Below are 22,580 nucleotides of genomic sequence, written 5' to 3' on the forward strand. Positions count from 1 at the left end.
GATTTTTGTCCGGCCACGCCGTGGGTGTCAGGCTTCTTCGCTGTTTTGGCCCGCATCCTCATCCCCATGGATGTGCACGGCCTCCAGGTCGTCCTCTTCCCTGACGATACGAACTCCCTCCGAGTCGATGCCGCGGCGGTCCAAACACCACTGAATCAGTTCTCCGGCCAGTCCGTACAGCGTGGCAAAGAGCGGCACACCCATGACCATGCCCACAAGTCCAAACAGATTGGCCCCCAGCACCACGGCAAACAGCACCCACAGTGCCGAAATACCGATGGAGCGGCCGAGGATCTTGGGCCCGATGAAGTTGCCGTCCACCTGCTGCAGGCAGACAATGATGATGAGGAATTCCAAAGCCTGCAGCGGACTGACAAACAGCAGGATCAGCAGGCTGGGAATGGCACCGATAAACGGCCCGAAGAAGGGGATCACATTGGTCACTCCCACCAGTACACTGATGAGCGGCGCAAAGCTGATGCCCAGGATCTGCAAAATCACAAACAGAATTCCGCCCACAATGGCAGAATCAATGACGCGGCCGACATAAAAGCCGGTAAAGTTTTCATTGGCAATGCGGCAGATACGCAGGGTGTTCTCCGCCAGATTCTGGGGCAGAACCGCGTGAACCACTGTGCGCAGCTGGCGCAGCAGCTTTTCCTTGCCGGCCAGCATGTAAACGCTTCCCGCCACCGCGGTAAATACTCCAACCACGTTGGAAACCACCGCCTGAAGGTATGCGACGATTTCAGGCGTGGCTTCCAGGGCCATGGTGTAGGCACGGCCAATCAGCTGCTCGTAATTATCCAGTGCAAGGATCAGTCCCTGCAGATTGATGCCATAGGCTTCCTCCACATACAAAAGGGTCTGCTGCACATTTTCAATGTATCCGGGAAGGCTGGCAACCAGCGTTCCAATGCTGGCTGCCACCTGGGGAACAATGAGCCAGACCAGCAGCACCAGCAGAAGAATAAACAGTATATAGGCACACAGAATGGCAATCCACCGGAGGTTTTTTCTGTCCTTCAGGATAGAATGGGACATCCAGCGGACAAACGGGTCCAGAATATAGGCCAGTGCGATGCCGCCCGCAAAAGGCGACAGCACCGCCATGACCTGCCCCGCGGCCCCTGCCAAAGCATTCAGACTGCGCAGCACTGTATAAAACAGGATACCTGCACAGATAATTGCCAGCCAGTCCCGGTTTGTCTCCGGCTTTTTATCCAACCATACCTTTCCCGCCATCTGTGTTCTGCCTCTTTGCGCAAAGCGCATACTTTCCGGGCCACAGGCCCATATTCCGGATTGATTTCACTTGATACACTATCATTGTAGTAGGCTTACCCATTCTCTGCAAGTAAACTTTTTGTTACCTTTGGGTCAGTTTTTGTTCTTCGGCAAGGGCGGATCTTTTGGCAAAGGGTTTCCCTCTGCGTCAATGCCCCGTCCGGTCAGACCGGCCGCCACCAACTGACGGGTCAATGCATACAGCACGCCGAAAAGCGGTACTCCGATCACCATGCCGGGCAGTCCGAACAGGTCGCCGCCCAGAATAATGGCCATCAGCACCCACAGGCCGGACAAACCGATGGCATCGCCTACAATGCGGGGGGCAATAAAGTTGCCGTCGATCTGCTGTACCACCAGAATCAGGATCACAAACTCCACCGCCTGGATGGGATCGGCAAAGAGTAGGATCAGGGTGCCGGGCACCGCACCGATAAAGGGTCCGAAAATCGGGATAATATTGGTCACTCCCACCAGCACACTGATGAGCGGTGCAAAGTTCAGCCCCAGAATGGACATGAGAACAAAAGTCTCAATGCCTACCAGAAGGGCATCGATCATCTGGCCGCCGATATAACCGCTGAAGGTCTTGTTTGCCATGGAGAAAACGCCCAGCACGCTCTTGGCCACATGCGGCGGGACAGCCGCGCGCAATGCCGCACGCAGGCTGTGCAGAAGCTTTTCTTTGCTGGCCAGCATATAGATGCTGCCCGCCACCGCAGTGAACACGGTGACAACGCTGCCCATGGCATTGGCCGCATAATTGGCTACCGTGGGCATGGTGCTGACCAGAGCACTGAGCACACGGGAGATCATCTCGCTGGAATCGTCCAGAAATTCATTGGCTATGGAGAGGTTCAGGCCAAACTTGTCCTGAAGCATATCGAGAATTCCCTGCAGATTGTCGGCATAGGCGGGCAGATTGGTGCTGAACATCCGAATGCTGGCACCCAGCTGGGGCACCACCAGACTGACCAGCACTACAATGGCCAGGATCGCCACTGCATAGGACAAGATCATGGCCGGGATGCGTTTGCCTCCGAACAGCTTTTGGGCAAAAAAGCGTGTTGGCATATCCAGCAGGTAGGCCAGAACAATCGCCCCCGCAAAGGGAGACAGAATATCCAGCACACGGCCGACGCCGTTCCAGATATCCGGCAAATGATCAAACAAAAAGTAGGCCGCCACGCCGGCTACTATCAGAAAAAGCCAGTCCGAAACCATTTCCGGTTTCCGGCTCAACCATTTTTTCATTCCGTTCCTCCGTTTTTCCGCCGCGCATGGCAGCAGGGCCGGGTACTCCTCCGGCAAGGTTCTGTTAGTGTATACGATTCCGGCAGATAAAATTCCCCGCCTGATTTTCAAAAATCATGCCGGTACGGAAAATTTACACGATCGTATCCGGGCGTGTTCCCGGTACAGCTCTATTGTAATATATTCCGCCGGGTGCCGCAAGGGACAGAACGTTATGCATGTTCAATGCCGTAGGGCCACGCCGCAAGACTGCCCATATCCCACACGTTGCGCCAGCCGTGGCTTTTGAGCCACTGTACCGCCCTGGCCGACCGCGCACCGCTGGCACAGTAAACCACCAATCCGTACTCCTTGTTGGGAAACATGACCGATGCAATATCCGCCAGCTGGTCCAACGGCAGGTTGGTCGCACCGGGCAGGTGGCCGGAAGCAAACTCCTGCGGCTGACGAACATCAATAGCCTCTGCACCGTTTTCCAAAAGCTGCTTTGCTTCGCTGGGCTGAATGATGGGCATGGTTCTCCCCTCCTGTTGCTGTGCGGTTGCGGCGTCTCCGCGGATTCGGAGCGTCTTCTTTCATTGTATGCATCCCGCCTTAGGGATATGATGCCAACTTGCCGCAGGACTTTTCTTTCCCCCAAAATCCTGCTATATTGGATGCAGTGCACCACCTCAATCACTGGAGGCCATCTATGAAACTGCTTGTCAGCGCCTGTCTGCTGGGCATCGACTGCAAATATTCCGGCGGCAACAATCTCTGTGCCGATCTGCTGGAGGCCTTGCGCCGGGCCGGGCATATCCTGATCCCGGTCTGTCCTGAGATATACGGCGGGCTTTCCACGCCCCGTCCCCCTGCCGAGCGCCGGGCCGGGCGGGTGGTCACCGAGGCCGGCACCGATGTGACCGCCCAGTACCGCAAGGGTGCCGAGGCTGCCCTGCGGCTGTATCGCCTGTGCGGTTGCGAGGCAGCCCTGCTCAAGGCAAACAGCCCCAGCTGCGGCAGCGGCACCATCTACGACGGCAGCTTCTCCCATGTCAAAATCGACGGGGACGGCGTGACTGCCCAGCTGCTCAAGGAAAAGGGCATTCCGGTGTATACCGAGAAGGACTGCGGCCCGCTGCTGGGATGAATTTTTCCCCTCCCCCGCTGCAGTTTTGCCCTGGGGCGGGCATTCTGCGCGTTCCCCGAGGTTGGATTGCTTCAGCAGCTTATTTTTATCTTTCCGCATTTCTGCACACAAAAAGGTCCCCGGCATAGTTTGCCGGGGACCTTTTGCTGGTCTGTATCGGAAAAATCAGTTGTTCTTGTAGTAGTTGATGAGGCAGCCGTCGGCCAGAATCTGGCGCTCGTCGCTGGTCATGTCGCCCAGGCGCACGGTGAAGGGCGTGACCTTGCCGTCTGCCGCCACAGCGTAGGCGGTCATCTCGGGGGCTGCATCCAGCAGAGCCTTGCGGGCGCCGGGCACAAAGACGTAATCGCCCAGGGCAAAGACCGAGGGGTCCTCCACCAGGAAGGGCAGCATGCCCCAGTTGATGCAGTTGGAGCGATACCGCTTGGTGGCATACTCCCGGGCAAAGTTTGCCGCGCCGCCCAGCACGCGCTGGCAGCTGGCAGCCTGCTCACGGGCAGAGCCGTCGCCGGGCTTGTTGGCAAACACCGCAGAGCCCACATTGGTGGCCTGGGTGTCGGCCTGGACGCCTGCCTTGGCCAGGGCATCGTAGACAGCCTGGACCTCGGCGGGGACGGTACCGGCCTTGCGCTCCTCATCCAGAGCCTTGACCGCCTTGGCACGACCCACATAGCCGGGGTCCTTGCGGGAGAGGGTGAACTCTGCCAGGCGCAGGGGGTTGGAGCGGAAGGACGAAGTCTCGCCCGAGGGAATCAGCTCGTCGGTGGTGGTGACGGGGTCGGTGATATAGCTGACCACCTTGAGCAGCAGGTCCTCGCTAAGAGAAGGCTGCTCCGGCCAATCCTTGATGTTGGGGCCGAACTTGAGCTCATGCTTCGGCTCGGGATGGCCCCAGCCGTTGTAAACGCGCTTTTCATACACGCCCATGTCGAAGTGATACTCCGGGGTGGGCAGCTGCTCGTTCAGCACCTCGCTGGCCGCGGTGAGCACGCCGCCGTTGGCCGCAGTGGCCGCGATGGAACGGGCATCCATGAGGGCCACCGCCGAAATCTGGCCCTCGCCGGGCTTGGAGCCTTCCCGGTTGGGGAAGTTGCGGGTGGTGTGACGGATGGAGAACTCTCCGTTGGCCGGGGTGTCGCCCGCGCCGAAGCAGGGTCCGCAGAAGCACTCGCGGAAGATGCCGCCTGCCGAGACGATATCGGCCACAGCACCGTTTTTGACCAGTTCCAGATAGGTGGGCATGCTGTCGGGATAGACGCTGATGCGGAACTCCCCTGCCCCGCAGTTCTTGCCCTTGAGGATCTGTGCCACGGCGCAGACATTTTCAAACGTGCCGCCGCTGCAGCCTGCCACAATGCCCTGATCCACACGGATGGTGCCGTCGGCGGCGATCTTGCTCACCAGATCCATATGCACCTTGCCGGAGAGCTGCTCGTTGGCGCGGGTCTCGATCTCATGCAGAATGTCTTTGGCGTTGGCCTTGAGCTCCCGGATGGGATAGGCATAGCTGGGATGCATGGGCAGGGCGATCATGCACTCGATAGTGGAAAGGTCCAGCTCGATGCAGCCGTCGTAATAGGCCACAGGGGCGGGCTTGAGCTCTTTATAGGCCTCGGGACGGCCGTGGATCTCAAAGTATTCCTTGGTGACCTCGTCGGTCTCCCAGATGCTGGACCAGCAGGTGGTCTCGGTGGTCATGACGTCGATGCCGTTGCGGAAATCGGCGGAGAGGCCTGCCACGCCGGGACCCACAAATTCCATGACCTTGTTCTTGACGTAGCCGTTGGCATAGGTGGCGCCCACCAGGGCCAGGGCCACGTCCTGGGGGCCGACGCCCGGATTGGGCTTGCCGGTCAGGTAGATGGCCACCACCCCGGGGTAGGCCATATCATAGGTGCGGCCCACCAGCTGCTTGGCCAGCTCGCCGCCGCCCTCGCCCACTGCCATGGTGCCTAGAGCGCCGTAGCGGGTGTGGGAGTCGGAACCCAGGATCATGCGGCCGCAGCCGGACATCATCTCCCGGTTGTAGCTGTGGATGACGGCCATGCTGGGCGGCACATAGATGCCGCCGTATTTGTGGGCCGCCGAGAGGGCGAACTGGTGGTCGTCCTCGTTGATGGTGCCGCCCACCGCGCAGAGGGTGTTGTGGCAGTTGGTCATCACGTAGGGCAGGGGGAACTTGTCCATGCCCGAGGCCCGCGCCGTCTGGATGATGCCCACATAGGTGATATCGTGGCTGGTCATCGAGTCAAACTTGAGGCGCAGGTTCTTCATGTCGGAAGAGGTGTTGTGTGCCTTGAGGATGCTGTAGGCCATGGTGCCCCGGCTGGCCTCCTCCTGAGAGACCGGCGCGGTATCGCACAGCTTGCCGTCCACAAGGTAGACGCCTTTATCATGCAGTTTCAATGTTGGTTTCCTCCTTTGGGATCACAGGCGGGCAATGAGCGCGTCGGTGAACTCGGTGGTGGTGGCAGTGCCGCCGATGTCGGCGGTGACGGTGGTCCCCTCCTGCACCAGGCTGTGGATGGCATTGGTCAGGCGGTCGGCGGCATCCCCATGATCCAGATCGCGCAGCATCATGGCAAAGGCCATGAGGATGGCGGAGGGGTTGGCCATATTCTTGCCCGCAATGTCGGGGGCGGAACCGTGCACCGCCTCATAGATGCGAACCTTGTCGCCGATGTTGGCGGAAGGGGCAAAGCCCAGGCCGCCCACCAGACCGGCGCACAGGTCGCTGATGATGTCGCCGTACAGGTTGGGCGCCACCAGAACGTCGAACTGTTCGGGGCGCTGGACCAGCTTCATGCACAGGGCATCGATGATAACATCGTTGGCTTCAATCTCGGGATACTCGGCGGCCACCTCCCGGAAGCAGCTGAGGAAAAGGCCGTCGGTCAGTTTCATGATGTTGGCCTTGTGGACGGCGGTGACCTTCTTGCGGCCGTGGCGGCGGGCATAGTCGAAGGCAAAGCGGCAGATGCGCAGGCTGGCGCTGCGGGTGATGAGCTTGATGCCGTTGGCGGTGTTGTCGTCCAGCATATACTCGATGCCCTTGTACAGGTCCTCGGTGTTTTCCCGCACGATGACCAGGTCCACATTGTCAAACCGGGTGGGCACGCCGGGCAGAGAGCTCACCGGCCGCAGGTTGGCATAGGTGGAAAAGCGCTGACGCAGCTGCACATTGATGCTGCGGAATCCCTTGCCGATGGGAGTGGCCGTCGGGCCTTTCAGCGCCCAGCCGCAGCGCTCGATCTCATCGAGAAGGCCGGGCTGAAGCAGCTCGCCGTGGGCGGCCGCATACTCGGCGCCTGCCTCGTACTCCAGCCATTCAATGCCGGTATCCAGTGCCTTGGAAACCGCTTTAACACTTTGGGCGATCTCACGGCCAATGCCGTCGCCCGGAATCAGAACTGCCTTCATTCGTATATTCTGCCCCTTTCCTATTTCCGGGCGCTGTTCCCGCCCGGCAGTATCCGGCCTGCCTACATGACAGACGATATCGTTTTAAGTATATCGGCTTGGCAAGAGCTTGTCAATCAAGTGCTTTTTCGGTTTAGAGCTCTATATCGCAGCATCTTTTCTTTACTTTTTTAAGCCGATTTCCATTTTTTTTACTTTGTTTTAAGTCAAAGCTTGACTTTAACGGTTCACTCCTATAAAATTAAAAGAACCGGTGTATGCGGGGCACCTGAAAAGAGGCTGTCTTTTGCACCGGCAGACACAGAGCGGCGCCGGGTTGACTGTGTGCGCAGTCAGACCGGTCTGCCGGGGCCATGCGGACCGTCCGAATCCCGGCAGAATACTGGTATCTGCCGTTCTGCCAGAGGGAAAGGGGAAGTTTGCCATGTACTATCCTGCTGTAGCGGCACTGGAGCCGGACGACATCCGGTTGCTGTGCGACGAATACCTCCAGAACAACTACATCGATCCTTCGGACTGTGAGCGGCTGGGCGTCAAGCGCGGCCTGCGCAATGCCGACGGCACCGGCGTGCTGGCCGGTCTGACCAACGTCTCCAACGTTGTGGGCTACGATACCCAGCCCGACGGCAAGATCGTGCCCATCCCAGGCCGCCTGATCTACCGCGGCATCGACATCGACACGCTGGTCCAGGAGGCGGACACCCACGACCGCTTCATGTTTGAAGAGACGGTCTGGCTGCTTCTCTTCGGCAGTCTGCCCGACCGCAAGCTGCTGCAGCGTTTCTGCAAGCTGCTGGACGATCACCGGGAACTGCCCCGGGGCTTTGCCGACGATATGATCATGAACTCGCCGTCGCCCAACATCATGAACAAGATGTCCCGCAGCGTGCTGGCCATGTACAGCTACGACGAGCAGGCCGAGGACCGCTCCCTGGCCAACATCCTGCGCCAGAGCATCAACCTCATTGCCGAGCTGCCCACCATGATGGTCAACGCCTATCAGATCAAGCGCCGCGTCTACGACCGGGAAAGCATGTACTTCCATCTGCCCATCGCCGGTCAGAGCACGGCGGAGCATATCCTCTCCACCTATCGCCCCGACCAGAAGTTCACTCACGAGGAGGCCCGGCTGCTGGATCTCTGCCTGCTGGTCCACGCCGACCACGGCGGCGGCAACTGCTCCACCTTCACCTGCCGGGTGCTGTCCTCCTCCGGCACCGATACCTACGCGGCCATCTCGGCGGCCATCGGCGCTTTGAAAGGCCCCAAGCACGGCGGTGCAAACCTCAAGGTCATGCATCAGCTGGACTATATCCTGAAAAATGTCAGCGTCAACGCCGATGACGACGAGGTCCGGGAATTCCTGCGCAAGATCCTGCGCAAGGAGGCCGGCGACGGCAGCGGCCTCATCTACGGCATCGGTCATGCAGTCTACACCCTGAGCGACCCCCGCGCCCAGATCCTCAAGAGCCACGCCAAGGACCTGGCCTACCAGAAGGGCTTTGAGCGGGAATACAACATGCTGTGCGCCATCGAGCGCCTGGCCCCCCAGGTCTTTGCGGAAGAACATCACGGTCCCAAGAAGGTCTGTGCCAATGTGGACCTGTTCAGCGGCCTGATCTACCGTATGCTGGGCCTGAGCGAGGATCTGTACACCCCGCTGTTTGCCATTGCCCGTGTGCCCGGCTGGTGCGCCCACCGGGTGGAGGAAGTCATGTTTGCCAACCGCATCATCCGTCCCGCCTACAAGTATCTGGGCGATCCTCAGCCTTATATCACGCTGGACGAGCGCGCCCCCCACGAGACGGTGGGATAAACGGGATATCTCATAAAAAATTGCCGGAGACGGGGAACTTCCCTGTCTCCGGCTTTTTTGTTCATGCTCTTTGTCTCCGCGGGAAGGAACCGGCCGTCGGTGCGCGATGGCCCGCAAGTAAGGCAAATCCGGGGGCAAGGGACGAAAAATGCCCGCCTCAAAGAGGCGGGCATTGTTTCTTTGCTGTTTTCGGCAGATTTACTGCGCGGAGGCCTTGTTGTTACGCTTGGCCATGCGGCTGATCTTGCGGGCAGCGGTGTTCTTATGGATGACACCCTTGCTCTTGGCAGAGTCAATGGCGGAGACAGCGGCCTTGATGACGGCGGCTTTGTCCGCAGCGTTGCTGTCGATGGCAGCGTCTGCCTTCTTGATCACTGTTTTCAGGTTGGACTTGATGGCCTTATTGTGCAGAGCCTCTTTCTTGGCCTGGACAACGCGGTCCTTCTGAGATTTAATGTTAGGCATTCGTTCCACCTCCTTGGTTCCCCATAACAGTATTACCTATGTTAGCATAATCGGCGCGATGTTGCAAGTGGTTTTTTACAAATTTGGCGAAACTTTTTTGTCGGATTTTCATTTTTGCCTTTTTGGCGCTCCTAAATGCGGTCCGCTGCGCATAGATATGGCCTTGGGGCGCGGCATGCGCCTCAATTCCGGGAAGGGAGGCGCGGTGCCTTGAAATACTTCTACCGGCTGCTGGGCCGCATGCTGTTGGGAGGCCTGTCCGTGGGCTTCGGCGCGGCAATGCTGGCGGCAGCCCTGCACCTGGCCCCCGGAGGCTGGCTGACTGCCGCTGCCGTATTTGTGGCCGAGCCCGCCGGGGCGGCAGAAATCCTGAGGGAGAGCGTTTTCCCGGCCGCCGGGAAGGCAGCCTCTCTGCCCTCCATCGCGGAAGCCTCCGCCGCTGCGCCCTCCCCTGCTCCCTCCGCGCTCCCGGCATCGGAGTCGCCCGCCTCTTCGGCGGAGGCGGGCAGCAGTGAGAGCGGCTCCTCCCCCGAACCCTCTCCGGAGCCCTCCCCCACCCCGGTCCCCGAACGCCCTGACGATGCCGGGGACATTGCGTCGCAGACCTACCGCCAGGGCAGCGGGAACGGATACATCACCCTGGAAGCGGGCAGCATCAAGAACAGCACCTCCAACGACGATTCCGTTCTGGCAGAGGCCACAGCGGCCGGTCTGCCTTTCTCCATTGAACTGAACAGCGAAGAACCTCAGGTGCTGATTCTGCACACCCATGCCACCGAATGCTACCAGCCCTGGGACGACCTGTGGTATGACCCGGACTTTGCCGCCCGCAGTCTGGATACCTCGGTGAACATGTGCGCGGTGGGGGCCGCAATGACCGATGTACTCAACCAGGCAGGCATCAACACCCTCCACGACGAAACGCTCCACGACTCCCCCAGCTATACCGAGAGCTATGGCCGCAGCGCCCAGACGGCGCGGGACTATCTGGAGCGTTATCCCAGCATCAAGGTGATTCTGGACGTTCACCGGGACGCCATTGAGCAGGACGGCACCCGCATCAAGCCCCTGACACAAATCGACGGGGAGGACACCGCCCAGGTCATGATCATTGCAGGCTGCAACAACGGCTCCACCGTGGTGCTGCCCGACTGGGAGAAAAATCTGGGCTTTGCCGCCGCCTGGGAAACCGAGATGGAAACCCTCTACCCCGGGCTGACCCGGCCGGTTCTGTGCGGTTACCGCTTCTACAATCAGGATGTCACCACCGGCAGCCTGCTCATTGAGATTGGCGGCCACGCCAACACGCTGGAGGAGGCCATTCGCGCCGGGGAATATGCCGCCCGGGCGTTGGCATCCCTGTTCGGGGCGGCGTAAAACGGGCAGGCTTGCATCCCTTTGGGGCAGCGCATATAATATAGGAGTCAAAAGAGAGAAAAAACGCTGCCGGGCGTCTCCTTTGGTAAGGGCGCGCCGATTTTCTGCCCGCCGGGCAGCGCAACATACAGGAGAGTAAACAACTATGGGAGACATCTTGACCCTGCCCCGACGCCTTAACCGCAAACACCCCCGCATTGCCCTGTGGCTGGCATTCACCGCCGTCTTTGCCGTGCTGTGCGGCGTCTGGATCGGGATTTTTGCGGCGAACGGCAAGAGCTTTATCTGGTATGCCGATACCATCAAGCAGCATTACCCCGCCCTTGTCTATTACGGCCGCTGGCTGCGGGAGGCTGCCCGCTGCCTGCTGTCCGGCGCCGCCATCCCCACCTGGGATATGAGCATCGGCTACGGCGGCGACATCGTCTCCACCCTGAGCTATTATGTCATGGGCGACCCTCTCAATCTGCTGGCCGCCTTTGTGCCCAGCCAGTACGGGGAGCAGCTTCTGGAAGGGCTGATGCTGCTGCGCATCTATCTGGCGGGTCTGGCCTTCATGCCTTTCAGCCGTCACCACGGCAACAGCCGCTTCGGCACCCTGCTGGGTGCGGTGGCCTATGCCTTCTGCGCCTGGACCGTCCAGACGGCCCTGACGGAACCTTTGTTCATCATCCCCATGTACTGCTTCCCCCTGGTGCTTCTGGGGGCCGATTATCTCTTTGAGGGCCGCCGCCCCACCCTGTATATTGCGGCCATCGCCCTGTCGGCACTGTCCAACTTTCTGTTCTTCTATATGATCGCCCTGCTGCTGGTGCTGTACGCGGTGGTCAAGTATTTCCGCAAGTACGGTGTCGGCCAGCTGCGCACCCTGTGGCCGCTGCTGGGCAAGTTTGTGGGATACAGTCTGGTGGGCATCGCCATTGCCGCGGTGACCATGCTGCCCACTGTCTTTGAGATGTTCGGCAGTGCACGGTTCTCCCTGGACCGACAGGTGACCAGCTACCCCTTCACCATGTACTGGAACCTCATTGCCAACCTGACCACCGCCGGCAAGGTGGACGAGTATTCCACCTACTGCGGCATCACTGCCGTGGCTGTGCTGGCCGTCATGATCCTGTTTGCCCGGCGCCGGCAGAACACCGTCCTCAAGGCGGCGTGGCTGGTGATGCTGGCCTTCATGATGCTGCCCTGGGCGGGCAAGATCCTCAACGGCTTTTCCTATATGCAGAACCGCTGGGTCTGGGCCTTCGCCATGCTGGAAGCCTTTATCCTGGCCCGGGTCTGCCCCGGTATGACAAAGCTGTCCGGCCGGGAAAAGCTGACCCTGTGGGCGCTGCTGGCCGTCTACTGCCTGCTGGCCTTCTGGAACCGGGATGTCCGCACCGAGTGGACGGTGCTGGGCAGTGTGCTCATGCTGCTCCTTGCGGTGTTTGTGCTCTCGGCAGAGAAAGCCTCCCGCGGCGTCACCCGGGCCGTGCTGCTGGTCGGATGCTGTCTGGGCATCGTCATCAACATCGGCTACCAGTACGGCGCCGATGAGAGCTCCACCCTGGTGGAATATGAGCCCGCCGGGTTTGCCTGGGATGCCACTGTGGCCAACAATCCCGCCAACCTCCTCAAACAGCTGGACGACGACAGTCTGTGGCGGTACGATACCTCCATGAACGTCTATGTCAACAGCGCCATGCTCATGGACCTGCACGGCGTCAGCTACTTCTTCAGCCTCAACAACGGCTACCTCTCCCAGTGGATGGCTGAGATGGGCTACAATACCCCGGAGGAATACAACTACGTGGGCCTGCACGGCCGCAGTGTGCTGGATTCCCTGCTGGGCGTCAAGTATTTCCTCTGCGGCACCGACTCCACCTCCACCCTGCCCCAGGGCTACGACACCGAGCCCGCCCTTGCCATGGATGTGGCCGGCGTCAACGTGGGCGCTTACGAAAAATCCGACGCCCTGCCCATCGGCTACACCAGCGCCGCCCGCATCTCCCGCAATGACTATGACGCCATGACACCGGTCCAGCGTCAGGATGCCCTTTTGAACGGCGTTGTGCTGGAGGATGGCGACGGCGAGCATTTGACCGCTGCTGCCGCCCAGAGCGATGTGGTTTTCCCGGAGGCGGAAATCACGCTGAACGGCATCGAGATGGTGGACGAAAACACCTATTATTCTCCCCAGGACGGCGGCACCATCACCTTTACCATTCCACAGCCGGTCACCGACTGCGAGACCTATCTTGTTGTGGAGGGCATGGACTACGTTGCCACCAATCCCCTGGACGCCATGAGCGCGGAGGAGCTGAACGCCATGTCCCCCGCCGACCGGCTGGCGACCAAAAAGCAGTACTCCAATTTCTGGTGCAAGGAAAAGGTCTATCTGCGCCTTGTGTCCGACATCGGAGAAGGCCGCATCGACTACGCCATGCGCAACAACCAGTACTACTGCGGCCGCCACGACTTTGCCTACAACTTCGGCTATACCGAGACCGGCATGACCACCCTGACCGTGGTGCTGCCCTACGCAGGGTACTACACCTTTGACCGCATCGACGTGGAATGCCAGACCTTTGACTCCGTCGCCGACCGGGCTGCCGTCCTCAGCGAGGAAGCACTGGAAAACGCCGTGCTGGGCACCAACTCGCTGACCGGCACCGTCACCGTGAGCGAGCCGAAAGTTCTGGTCATCCAGATCCCCTATTCCACCGGATGGAGCGCCACCGTGGACGGCCAGCCGGCCGAACTGCTGCGGACCAACACCGCCTTCCTGGGTCTGGAGCTGGATGCCGGGGAGCACGTCATCAAGCTGCACTATGAGACGCCGGGCCTGAAAGTGGGCATTGCCCTGTCCTGTGTGGGCGTGGTCGCCTTTTTGGGCATCGCAGTGTGGAACCGCAGACGCCGCAGTCCTGCAAATGTCAACGCCAAATAAGCGCTTTGACGTGTGGAAATCATTTACAACCGAAGCAAAACAGGATATAATAAAAAAATACCTGGCGGCATTCCCGGAATGGGATACCGCCGACTGTGAGGGAGTGGACTACAATGGAAAGAACTGAGATTGCATCCCTTTACACTCAGACCCCCGCCGACGGCATCGAAGTCAAGGTGTACGGCTGGGCCAAGACTGTTCGGGATTCCAAAAACATCGGCTTCATCTCGCTGACCGACGGCAGCTGCTACAAGCCGGTGCAGATCGTCTTTGAGGCTGCCAAGCTGGCCAACTATGCCGAGATCGCCAAGAGCGGCCTCTACACCAGCTTTGAGGTGACCGGCCGTCTGGTGCTGACCCCCCAGGCCAAGCAGCCCTTTGAGATCAACGCTGACACCATCACGGTGCTGGGCCCCTGCGGCCCCGAGTACCCCCTGCAGAAAAAGCGCATGAGCGTGGAGTACCTGCGCACCATGCCTCATCTGCGCCCCCGTACCAACACCTTCAATGCGGCGTTCCGTGTGCGCGGCGAGGCAGCCTATGCCCTGCACAGCTTCTTCCACGAGAACGGCTTCACCTATGTGCATACCCCCATCTTCACCGGTTCCGACTGCGAAGGCGCCGGCGAGATGTTCCAGGTGACCACTCTGGACCTGAACAACGTCCCCAAGACCGAGGACGGCAAGGTGGATTACACCAAGGATTTCTTCAAGCGTCAGGTCAACCTGACGGTCTCCGGCCAGCTGGAAGCCGAGGCCATGGCCATGGCTCTGGGCAAGGTCTACACCTTCGGCCCCACCTTCCGCGCGGAGGAGAGCTATACCCCCCGTCATGCGGCAGAGTTCTGGATGATCGAGCCCGAGATGGCCTTTGCCGATCTCAACACCTATATGGACACCGCCGAGGCGATGATCAAGTATGTCATCCGCCATCTGCTCAACACCTGCCCCGACGAGCTGGCTTTCTTCAACCAGTTCTTCGACAAGGGTCTGGTGGAGCGCCTGCAGCTGGTGGAGAGCAGTGAGTTCGGCCGCATCAGCTACACCGACGCGGTGGAGATCCTGAAAAAGAACAACGACAAGTTCCAGTACAAGGTGGAATGGGGCACCGACATCCAGACCGAGCACGAGCGCTATCTCACCGAGCAGGTCTTCCACAAGCCGGTCTTTGTCACCGACTACCCCAAGGAGATCAAGAGCTTCTATATGCGCATGAACGACGACGGCAAGACCGTTGCCGCTGCCGACATGCTGGTGCCCGGCATCGGCGAGCTGATCGGCGGTTCTCAGCGTGAGGAGCGTCTGGATGTGCTGACCGCCCGCATGGACGAGCTGGGCATGCGCCGCAGCGACTACGAGTGGTACCTTGACCTGCGCCGTTTCGGCAGTGTCAAGCATGCCGGCTACGGTCTGGGCTTTGAGCGGCTCATCATGTATGTGACCGGCATTCCCAACATCCGCGACGTGCTGCCCTTCCCCCGCACCTGCGGTGGTTTCTGATGCAGCGGTTTTCAGACGCGCTGCTGGACTGGTTCTATGAAAATCGTAGGCTCCTGCCTTTCCGGCAGGAGCCTACTCCGTATCATATCTGGATCAGTGAGATCATGCTCCAGCAAACGCGCATGACGGCTGCCGTGCCTTACTACGAGCGCTTTGTGGCCGAGCTGCCCGACCCCGCCGCTCTGGCCGCCTGCGACCCCGACCGGCTGCGCAAGCTGTGGCAGGGGCTGGGCTACTACAGCCGTGCCGCCAACCTGCAGAAGGCCGCCCGGGTGATCTGCGAGCAGTACGGCGGGGAGCTGCCTGCCGACTACGACGCTCTGCGGGCTTTGCCCGGCATCGGGGATTACACAGCCGGGGCCATTGCCAGCATCGGATTTGGCATGGCGGTGCCTGCGGTGGACGGCAACGTGCTGCGGGTGTTTGCCCGCCTCTATGACGACGATTCCGACGTTACCCGCCCCGAGACCAAGCGGCTGTTCACCGAACGGGTGTGTGAGCAGCTGCCCGCCGATAACCCGGGAGATTTCAACCAGGCATTGATGGAGCTGGGGGCGCTGGTTTGCCTGCCCAACGGCGCGCCCCTGTGCAAGCGCTGCCCGCTGGCGGCTGTCTGCCTGGGCAGGGCATCCGGACGGGCTGCGTCGCTGCCGGTCAAACCCGCCAAAAAGCCCCGGCCGGAGCTGCCGCTGACGGTGGTGGTTGTGCGGGGGCCGCAGGGTGTGCTGCTGCAAAAGCGGCCGGACAAGGGCCTTCTGGCAAGGCTGTGGCAGCCGCTTCTGTTGGAGGGGCGGCTATCCGCCGACCAAGTCCGCGCCGTGCTGGATGGGATGGGACTGCCTGTCCGCGGTCTCTCGCTCCTGGGTCCGGCAAAGCATGTCTTTACCCACAAGGTCTGGCAGATGGAGGGCTGGCTGGCGGAGACGGATGCCTCCCCCGCCCTGCCCGGCAACTGCGTCTGGGCCATGCCGGAAGAGCTGGCCGCCGATTACTCGGTGCCCAGTGCCTTCGCGGCCTATCTGCCCGCCATGGAGGGCAAAGCAGGGGCTGCACGCTGAGCGCTGCGGCGCTTCTTGAGGGAGCCGGTTTCGGCAGGATATGACACCGAAAGATTTTCCACTTTTTCACCAACAGATGACAAAAAGGCGGATGCCCGATTTTGACCGGGCATCGCCTTTTATCGTTTGTGTCGCTGTGGAGTTGAACACCGGGCTTACAGGCCGTTCTGACGGGCAGCCGCCTGGACGGTGTTCTTCATCAGCATGGCGCGGGTCATGGGGCCGACGCCGCCGGGCACCGGGGTGATGTACGCGGCCTTCTCGGCGGCAGCGGCAAAGTCCACATCGCCGTGGAGCTTACCGTCCTCACCGCGGTTGATGCCCACGTCGATGACCACCGCACCGGGTTTGACCATATCGCCGGTGACAAAGCCGGCCTTGCCCACCGCGGCCACCAGAATATCCGCGCCTGCGCACAGTTCCTTGAGGTTGGCCGTGCGGGAATGGCAAATGGTGACGGTGGCGTTTTTGGCCAAAAGCAGCAATGCCGCAGGCTTGCCCACGATGTTGGACCGGCCGATGACCACCGCGTGCTTGCCCTCAATAGAAGTACCGGTGGACTCGATCATGCGGATACAGCCCGCCGGGGTACAGGGCAAAAAGCAGGGTTCTCCGATCTGCATCCGGCCCACGTTGACCGGTGAAAAACCGTCCACGTCCTTCTCGGGCGGGATGGCATTGATGACCGCCTTCTCGTCGATCTGAGCGGGCAAAGGCAGCTGCACCAGAATGCCGTTGACGGCCTTGTCAGCAGCCAGCTCCCCCACCAGCTTGAGCAGTTCCGCCTGAGTGGTCTGTTCCGGCAGGCGGATGACCCGGCTGTCGATGCCGCAGTCACCGCAGTCTTTGGCCTTGCCGCGGACATAGACCTGGCTGGCGGGATCCTCCCCCACCAGAATCACGGCCAGGCAGGGGGTGACGCCTTTGGCTTTCAGGGCAGCGGTCTCGGCCGCAGCCTCCCCCTTCACCTGGGCGGCAAGGGCTTTTCCGTCAATGATCTGTGCCTGCATGGGGTGCCTCCTCTTCTGTGTCGCGGGATTTGTCCGCTGCTGCAGAGGCAGTATCCTCTGCGCTGTCGGCGGGCTCGGTGTCTGCCGGGGTTTCGGGAGCTTTCTCCTCCGCCGGGGCAGGTTCTTCGTCAGGCTGTGCCGCCGCTTCTGCCACGGAGGCTTTTGCCTCCGTGTTGTCCCCGTCGGCCTTTTCGCCGTGGTCTTTCTCCGCCATTTCCGCGATGGTCCGGTTCATCTCAGCAGTTGCCTTGACAAACTCTGCATGGCTGGCGGAAGCCGGCAGGCTGCCCGGAATCACCGCTATGGGGCCGTCGGCCATCTTGATGCTGGCCACTGCCAGCGGAACCGTCAGCTGTTTGCCCTTTGCATGGTTCAGCCCCGCCACCATCAGGATGACGGCTGCCGCCACCGAGATCAGGGCCACCAGCTGGCTGGTGCGCAGGGTGTCGGTAACCATAAGGGAATCGGTGCGCAGGCCCTCGATCCAGAACCGGCCGATACCGTACCAGATAATGTAGGACAGGAAGAGCTGTCCGTGGAAGCGGCGGCGCTTCATGAACAATGCCAGAATCACAAAGCCGGCCAGACACCAGAGGCTTTCATACAAAAACGTAGGGTGCACCGGCAGAGACGGGTCCACCGTGATGCCCTCGGCGGCAAGGGTAGACTGCACACCGGCCAGGTAACGCTCGGTTCCCTCACTGTACATGCCCCAGGGCAGCGTGGTGTTGGTACCGAAGGCCTCCTGATTGATAAAGTTTGCCCAGCGGCCGATGCCCTGCCCGATCAAAAAGCAGATGCCCACCAGGTCAAACATTGGCAAAATGGGTACCTTGCGCCATTTGGCGGCCAGGCCGCCGAAGATAAAGGCGCCCAGCACACCGCCGTAGATAGCAAGGCCGCCTTCCCGGATGTCGATCATCTGCCAGAAGCTCTCATACTCAAACGGGGCGAAGATCACATAGTAGGCACGGGCGCAGATGATGGCCGCCACCGTACCGACGAGTACCACATCCACCAGACGGTCGGCGTCAATGCCGAAGTCCACCGCATACCGGAAGGCAAACAGCATGGCCAGCAGCATACCGGCCGCAATGATGATGCCGTACCAGTAAACGTCAAAACCGCCGATGCTGAACGCCACGCGGTTGAGGGTCAGCTCCAGGCCAAGGCCCGGAAATTGCACATGATAGGTCATTGTCATTCCCACCTCTCGGGGCTGCCGGGCTGCGGCAGCCCTTGTTGTATGTTTTGCGGCAAACTGCCGCTCTGTCCAAAGTTACTGCTGCGGAGTGATCTCCACATAGGCTTCGTTTTCCGGCAGCATCATGGTCTGGAGGGCTTCATTGGCGTCGGCGGGGGTCAGGCTTGCCAGCATGGCGATCTGATCCTCCAGCGTGGTGCCTTTCAGGAAGGCCAGGGCGATCTGTCCCGCGGCGTCCTCCACCCCCTCCAGCACGGCCAGCAGCTCGCCGTACATCTGGTTCTTGACCAGGGTGAACAGCTCCGGGTCAACGCCCTCCCGCCGCTGCCGGGCAATTTCATCCCGCACCATCTGCACAACCTCCTGGGGACAGGAACTCTCCCCCGTAAAGGCGATGGAACAGGAACTGCGGGTCAGGATATAATCCCCGCTGAACTCCGGGTTGACCAGGGCCTGATCATAGAGCTTGCGGTAGAGGTCGGTCAGACCGCCGCAGATGAGATCGGGCAGCATGTCGCAGAGGATCTCCCGCTTGATGTCACCCCGGGCAATGGGCTGTTCCCGGTAGCCAAGGGCAAAGCAGGGACGGGTCACCGGCATGGAAAACTGCAGTTCCCGCCGGGCAATGGGGCCCTCGGGAGCGGGCGAAGGCAGTTCCACCGTATGGGGCTGCACCGGCTTGTCCAGTCCGGCACGGCGGCAGGCGTCCAATACCTGGTCCATCTCAATGTTGCCCGCCACGGCCAGTACCATGTTTCCCGGATTGTAGAAGGCATCGGTGCAGGCGTAGAGCAGCTCCGGCGTGAGCTGGGCGATACTCTCCACCGTGCCTGCGATGTCGTCGCGGATGGGGTCGGTGGGATAGAGGCAGCGGAACAGTCCCGTCAGCAAACGCCAGTCCGGGCTGTCGTCGTACATCTTGATCTCCTGGCCGATAATGCCCTGTTCCTTGGCAATGGTTTCTTTGGTAAACCAGGGCTTGCCCACCATGTTGAGAAGAATATCCAGATTTTCGTCGATGCAGCTGGTGGCCGAGAAGATATAGCAGGTGCGGTCCCAGCTGGTGAAGGCGTTGGCGGAGGCCCCGGTCTTTGCATACAGGGCAAAGGCGTCGCCTTCCTCCGATTCAAACATCTTGTGTTCCAAAAAGTGCGCGGTCCCCGCGGGCAGCGTGATCTTCTTGCCGTCCAGGACAAACTCCCGCGTCGTGGAGCCGAAGGCTGTGCCGTACATGGCATGCACCGTACTGTAGTCCGGCATGGTGCGGCAGAGAACGGTCAGACCGCTGGGGAGGACCTCCTTGCGGCAGCGCACCGCAGCAGCAGCTTTTTCCCGAATGGAACTCATGCGTCCGCCTCCTCTCCCTGCCCGGTCAGCGCGTAGCAGACCGAGTAGCTGTAGCTTTGCAGGATCTCCTGCACCTGGCCCGGGGTGACGGCGCACATCTGTGCCTTGCCCTCCTCGGGTGCGGTGAGGGGCTCACCCCGCATGATCTGGCCGTAATACCAGCCTGCCAGGCCTGCCAGACTGTCTCCCACCGAGTCCATGCCCGCCAGCAGGGTGCGGCGGCACTGTTCCATCTCCTCCTCGTCCACGGGACGGGCACAGAGGTCGGACAGTTCTTTCAGAATGGCGGCTTCCGCCTTTTCAATGTTGGCCGATTCCACGCCGGAGTCCACCATCATGACTCCCGCGGCTCGCAGGGCGCTGGAGCCGCAGTAATAGCAGAGGCTCTGCTTTTCCCGCACATTGCGGAACAGCCGGCTGGTGGCCGTGCCGCCGAAAATGCCCATGGCCATGCGCAGCACATGGATGGAGGGCAGTTCCCCCGCCGCATCCCGGGTGAACAGCATACAGAGCTTGCCCTGGGTCAGGCCGGAGATCTCCTCGGTATAGTGGCGCACCGGCGCGGCGGGCACCGGGCAGAGCTGGGTGATGGGAGCCGGTGCCCGGCGGATGTCTGCCAGACGGGCAAGCAGGCGCTCCGCCACCGGCGCCGCGTCCGCGCCCTGCACCATGACATCAATGGTGGCCTGGGCGAGAATGCGGTCATATTCCGCCTTGACTGTCTGAGGCGTGACCGCGTCGATCTCGTTCAGATAGCCGTACAGCTCGATGCCCGCCGGGTTGTCCCCGTAAAAGCGGCGGCGGGCCTGACGCACGCAGTAAAGGCGCTTGTCGTTGTACTCCCCCTGCAGGCGGCGGCGCAGGGATTCCTTCTCAATGCGCACCGCCTCAGGGTCAAAGCTGCCATCCACCAGATAGGGCTCAAACAGGATGCCGAACACAATGTCGGCATAGGAGGCCACCAGGTCCTCCCCGGCCAGGGCAAACTGCTGCTTGATGCCGCAGATGTCCGCCGAGAGCACCCGGTCGCCCCCTGCACTGCCCAGGTCCACGCCCAGGTCCGCGCCGTATAGGGCGGCAAGCCGCCGGGACAGCTGAGTCATATCCGGGCAGCCCGCATAGCCCCGCTCCAGCACCATGGACAGCACGGCCGCATCGGTGGCACTCTGACGGCGGGCCGGGTAGCGCAGATGAATGGCAATGCGGCATCGGTTGAATTTTTCAGCGTCCAGCTCCGTGAGGAACACGCCGGGCGCAAGTTGTTTTCGTTGCAAAGAACTACCTCCTGCAATGGGGATTTGGAGCCGCGGAGGGCAGGGCGGACTTTCTCTGAAATCGGCGCTGCCGCGCGGCAAAAGAGTTACGCTTCATTATATGACTTTTCCTACAGGGTGTAAAGAACGCCGGATATTTTGTGCAGCCTGTGTCAAACGGCCAGACTGCCCACAGATGCCCCCGAACACCGCACCGGCCACGACCGGCAGCAAGGCAACTTTTACTTTTTCCGGATGCAAGTTTCCGCTCTTGCCCGCAGGCTGTGCGGTGCTTTTGCCTTTACGGCTGAATGGCCACCTTGATGACACCGTCCCGGCGCTGTTCAAAGAGGTCGTAGGCCTGAGCGATCTGTTCCAGCGGATAGGTATGGGTGATGAGGGGTGTGGTGTCGATCTTTCCCTCCTCGATCAGCCGGAGGATCTCGGCGCAGTCGCAGCCGTCCACACCGCCTGTCTTGAAGGTCAGATTTTTGCCGTACATGTCGGGCAGAGGCAGCGTCTGGGGACCGTCGTACAGGGCGACCACCGTCACAACGGCGTTGGGCCGGGCACACTCCCATGCCAGGCGGAAAGTCTCCGGCACACCGGCCACCTCCAATACCACATCGGCACCGCCGTGCTCCGAGGTCTGTGCCACCAGTCCGGCCACCTCCTCGGGCCCCACGGTGAGGACTTGCGGGTAATGGGTCCGGACAAATTCCCGGCGGTCGGGGTCCTTCTCGCAGACAATGATGTGACGGGGATGCTTGAGCAAAGCGCAGGCCAGGGTACAGACGCCCGTGGGCCCGGCTCCAAGGATCAGCACCGTATCCTCAGGCCCGATGTCCGAGATGCGCACCGCCCAGAAACCGGTGGCCAGAATATCCCCCACAAACAGGGCCTGACGGTCGGTGACCGAATCCGGGATACGGGTCAGACCCTGGTCGGCGCAGGGCACCCGCACATAGGGCGCCTGGCCGCCGTCGATGCGGCAGCCCAGCGCCCATCCGCCGTCCGGGTCGGTGCAGTTGTTGACCCAGCCGTGGCGGCAGAAAAAGCACTCGCCGCAGAAGGTCTCCACATTGACGGCCACCCGGTCTCCCGGTCGGACGCTGTGCACTTTGCTGCCCACCTGCTCCACAACGCCCACCATCTCATGGCCCACGGTGATGCCCGGTACCGCCCGGGGCACCGACCCGTGCTTGATGTGCAGGTCACTGGTGCAGATGCTGGCCAGCGTTACCCGGACAATGGCGTCACGGTCATTCTGCAGGACTGGTTTCGGCCTTTCCATCAGTTGAAAATTTCCCTTGGAAAGATAGGTATATGCGAGCATACTGCTGCCTCCCAGCGCGGCGCGCCCGAAATTTTCCGGGTCGCGCCATATGGTTTTGCTCTATTATAACACAGGCGGCGCCGATTGTATCCTTTCCGGAATGAGCATGATGCATCCCGGAAGCGAGGAAATCAAAGGCCGGCGCCTACACAAAACAACGCTCAGACGATTTTTGTTCAATCTTCTTCCGGCT

The 22,580-nt window shown here is 60.9% G+C and carries 17 protein-coding genes; 6 read left to right on the plus strand and 11 right to left on the minus strand.

The genetic code is table 11. The annotated features are described in order from the left end of the window. Positions 1–27: 27 nt before the first annotated feature. From INF35_RS09545 to INF35_RS09555, 3 genes are all read right to left on the minus strand, one after another. Positions 28–1,245, minus strand: a complete 1,218-nt coding sequence (locus INF35_RS09545) for an AI-2E family transporter (protein WP_193501909.1) — start codon at positions 1,243–1,245, stop codon at positions 28–30. A gap of 135 nt (positions 1,246–1,380) precedes the next feature. After that, complete coding sequence (locus INF35_RS09550) at positions 1,381–2,541, minus strand: AI-2E family transporter (RefSeq protein ID WP_193501911.1); 1,161 nt, start codon at positions 2,539–2,541, stop codon at positions 1,381–1,383. Positions 2,542–2,753: 212 nt separating this feature from the next. Then, entirely contained in the window at positions 2,754–3,056 is a 303-nt protein-coding gene (locus INF35_RS09555) for a rhodanese-like domain-containing protein (protein ID WP_193501913.1), read from the minus strand. 176 nt (positions 3,057–3,232) lie between these two features. Here INF35_RS09555 and INF35_RS09560 point away from each other — a divergent pair, with 176 nt between their 5' ends. Beyond that, positions 3,233–3,670, plus strand: coding sequence for a DUF523 domain-containing protein (locus tag INF35_RS09560; RefSeq protein ID WP_193501914.1), 438 nt, complete (start codon positions 3,233–3,235; stop codon positions 3,668–3,670). Positions 3,671–3,835: 165 nt separating this feature from the next. Here the strand turns inward: INF35_RS09560 and INF35_RS09565 are convergent, their stop codons facing one another. Next, positions 3,836–6,076 carry a hydratase gene (locus tag INF35_RS09565; RefSeq protein ID WP_193501915.1) on the minus strand — a complete coding sequence of 747 codons (2,241 nt, stop codon included), beginning with the start codon at positions 6,074–6,076 and terminating at the stop codon, positions 3,836–3,838. A 21-nt stretch (positions 6,077–6,097) separates the two neighbouring features. Further along, positions 6,098–7,090 (minus strand): isocitrate/isopropylmalate dehydrogenase family protein, encoded by a 993-nt coding sequence (locus INF35_RS09570; protein WP_193501916.1) that lies wholly within the window; start codon positions 7,088–7,090, stop codon positions 6,098–6,100. A 424-nt stretch (positions 7,091–7,514) separates the two neighbouring features. Between INF35_RS09570 and INF35_RS09575 the strand changes: the two genes are divergently transcribed. Continuing rightward, complete coding sequence (locus INF35_RS09575) at positions 7,515–8,906, plus strand: citrate synthase (RefSeq protein ID WP_193501917.1); 1,392 nt, start codon at positions 7,515–7,517, stop codon at positions 8,904–8,906. A 198-nt stretch (positions 8,907–9,104) separates the two neighbouring features. On the opposite strand, the gene rpsT is transcribed toward INF35_RS09575, so the two are convergent. After that, positions 9,105–9,371, minus strand: a complete 267-nt coding sequence (gene rpsT, locus INF35_RS09580; RefSeq protein WP_193501918.1) for a 30S ribosomal protein S20 — start codon at positions 9,369–9,371, stop codon at positions 9,105–9,107. A 210-nt stretch (positions 9,372–9,581) separates the two neighbouring features. Between rpsT and spoIIP the strand changes: the two genes are divergently transcribed. From spoIIP to INF35_RS09600, 4 genes are all read left to right on the plus strand, one after another. Further along, positions 9,582–10,748 (plus strand): stage II sporulation protein P, encoded by a 1,167-nt coding sequence (gene spoIIP, locus INF35_RS09585; RefSeq protein WP_235983200.1) that lies wholly within the window; start codon positions 9,582–9,584, stop codon positions 10,746–10,748. A 145-nt stretch (positions 10,749–10,893) separates the two neighbouring features. After that, positions 10,894–13,680 carry a YfhO family protein gene (locus INF35_RS09590; RefSeq protein WP_193501919.1) on the plus strand — a complete coding sequence of 929 codons (2,787 nt, stop codon included), beginning with the start codon at positions 10,894–10,896 and terminating at the stop codon, positions 13,678–13,680. A gap of 113 nt (positions 13,681–13,793) precedes the next feature. Further along, positions 13,794–15,179, plus strand: coding sequence for an asparagine--tRNA ligase (gene asnS, locus INF35_RS09595; RefSeq protein WP_193501920.1), 1,386 nt, complete (start codon positions 13,794–13,796; stop codon positions 15,177–15,179). Then, entirely contained in the window at positions 15,179–16,237 is a 1,059-nt protein-coding gene (locus INF35_RS09600; protein WP_193501922.1) for an A/G-specific adenine glycosylase, read from the plus strand. The genes asnS and INF35_RS09600 overlap by 1 nt, the downstream gene beginning before the upstream one ends. A gap of 155 nt (positions 16,238–16,392) precedes the next feature. Here INF35_RS09600 and folD read toward each other — a convergent pair whose 3' ends face one another. The 5 genes from folD to INF35_RS09625 form a co-directional block, all read right to left on the minus strand. Next, entirely contained in the window at positions 16,393–17,247 is an 855-nt protein-coding gene (folD, locus tag INF35_RS09605; RefSeq protein ID WP_193501924.1) for a bifunctional methylenetetrahydrofolate dehydrogenase/methenyltetrahydrofolate cyclohydrolase FolD, read from the minus strand. After that, positions 17,228–18,445 carry a prolipoprotein diacylglyceryl transferase gene (gene lgt, locus INF35_RS09610; protein ID WP_193501926.1) on the minus strand — a complete coding sequence of 406 codons (1,218 nt, stop codon included), beginning with the start codon at positions 18,443–18,445 and terminating at the stop codon, positions 17,228–17,230. The genes folD and lgt overlap by 20 nt, the downstream gene beginning before the upstream one ends. Before the next feature lie 81 nt (positions 18,446–18,526). Continuing rightward, complete coding sequence (gene yfmH, locus INF35_RS09615) at positions 18,527–19,798, minus strand: EF-P 5-aminopentanol modification-associated protein YfmH (protein WP_193501928.1); 1,272 nt, start codon at positions 19,796–19,798, stop codon at positions 18,527–18,529. Beyond that, positions 19,795–21,072, minus strand: coding sequence for a M16 family metallopeptidase (locus INF35_RS09620; RefSeq protein WP_193501930.1), 1,278 nt, complete (start codon positions 21,070–21,072; stop codon positions 19,795–19,797). The genes yfmH and INF35_RS09620 overlap by 4 nt, the downstream gene beginning before the upstream one ends. A 280-nt stretch (positions 21,073–21,352) precedes the next feature. After that, entirely contained in the window at positions 21,353–22,387 is a 1,035-nt protein-coding gene (locus INF35_RS09625; RefSeq protein ID WP_193501932.1) for an alcohol dehydrogenase, read from the minus strand. Positions 22,388–22,580: the final 193 nt, after the last annotated feature.

Origin of the sequence: Gemmiger gallinarum, assembly GCF_014982805.1 — a bacterium.
GTDB lineage: Bacteria > Bacillota > Clostridia > Oscillospirales > Ruminococcaceae > Gemmiger > Gemmiger gallinarum.

Bases quoted from the DNA above. Each gene is read 5' to 3' on its own strand.
- INF35_RS09545 (WP_193501909.1), bottom strand. From the start codon at position 1,245: ATGGCGGGAAAGGTATGGTTGGATAAAAAGCCGGAGACAAACCGGGAC.
- INF35_RS09550 (WP_193501911.1), bottom strand. From the start codon at position 2,541: ATGAAAAAATGGTTGAGCCGGAAACCGGAAATGGTTTCGGACTGGCTT.
- INF35_RS09555 (WP_193501913.1), bottom strand. From the start codon at position 3,056: ATGCCCATCATTCAGCCCAGCGAAGCAAAGCAGCTTTTGGAAAACGGT.
- INF35_RS09560 (WP_193501914.1), top strand. From the start codon at position 3,233: ATGAAACTGCTTGTCAGCGCCTGTCTGCTGGGCATCGACTGCAAATAT.
- INF35_RS09570 (WP_193501916.1), bottom strand. From the start codon at position 7,090: ATGAAGGCAGTTCTGATTCCGGGCGACGGCATTGGCCGTGAGATCGCC.
- INF35_RS09575 (WP_193501917.1), top strand. From the start codon at position 7,515: ATGTACTATCCTGCTGTAGCGGCACTGGAGCCGGACGACATCCGGTTG.
- rpsT (WP_193501918.1), bottom strand. From the start codon at position 9,371: ATGCCTAACATTAAATCTCAGAAGGACCGCGTTGTCCAGGCCAAGAAA.
- INF35_RS09590 (WP_193501919.1), top strand. From the start codon at position 10,894: ATGGGAGACATCTTGACCCTGCCCCGACGCCTTAACCGCAAACACCCC.
- asnS (WP_193501920.1), top strand. From the start codon at position 13,794: ATGGAAAGAACTGAGATTGCATCCCTTTACACTCAGACCCCCGCCGAC.
- INF35_RS09600 (WP_193501922.1), top strand. From the start codon at position 15,179: ATGCAGCGGTTTTCAGACGCGCTGCTGGACTGGTTCTATGAAAATCGT.
- folD (WP_193501924.1), bottom strand. From the start codon at position 17,247: ATGCAGGCACAGATCATTGACGGAAAAGCCCTTGCCGCCCAGGTGAAG.
- lgt (WP_193501926.1), bottom strand. From the start codon at position 18,445: ATGACCTATCATGTGCAATTTCCGGGCCTTGGCCTGGAGCTGACCCTC.
- yfmH (WP_193501928.1), bottom strand. From the start codon at position 19,798: ATGAGTTCCATTCGGGAAAAAGCTGCTGCTGCGGTGCGCTGCCGCAAG.
- INF35_RS09625 (WP_193501932.1), bottom strand. From the start codon at position 22,387: ATGCTCGCATATACCTATCTTTCCAAGGGAAATTTTCAACTGATGGAA.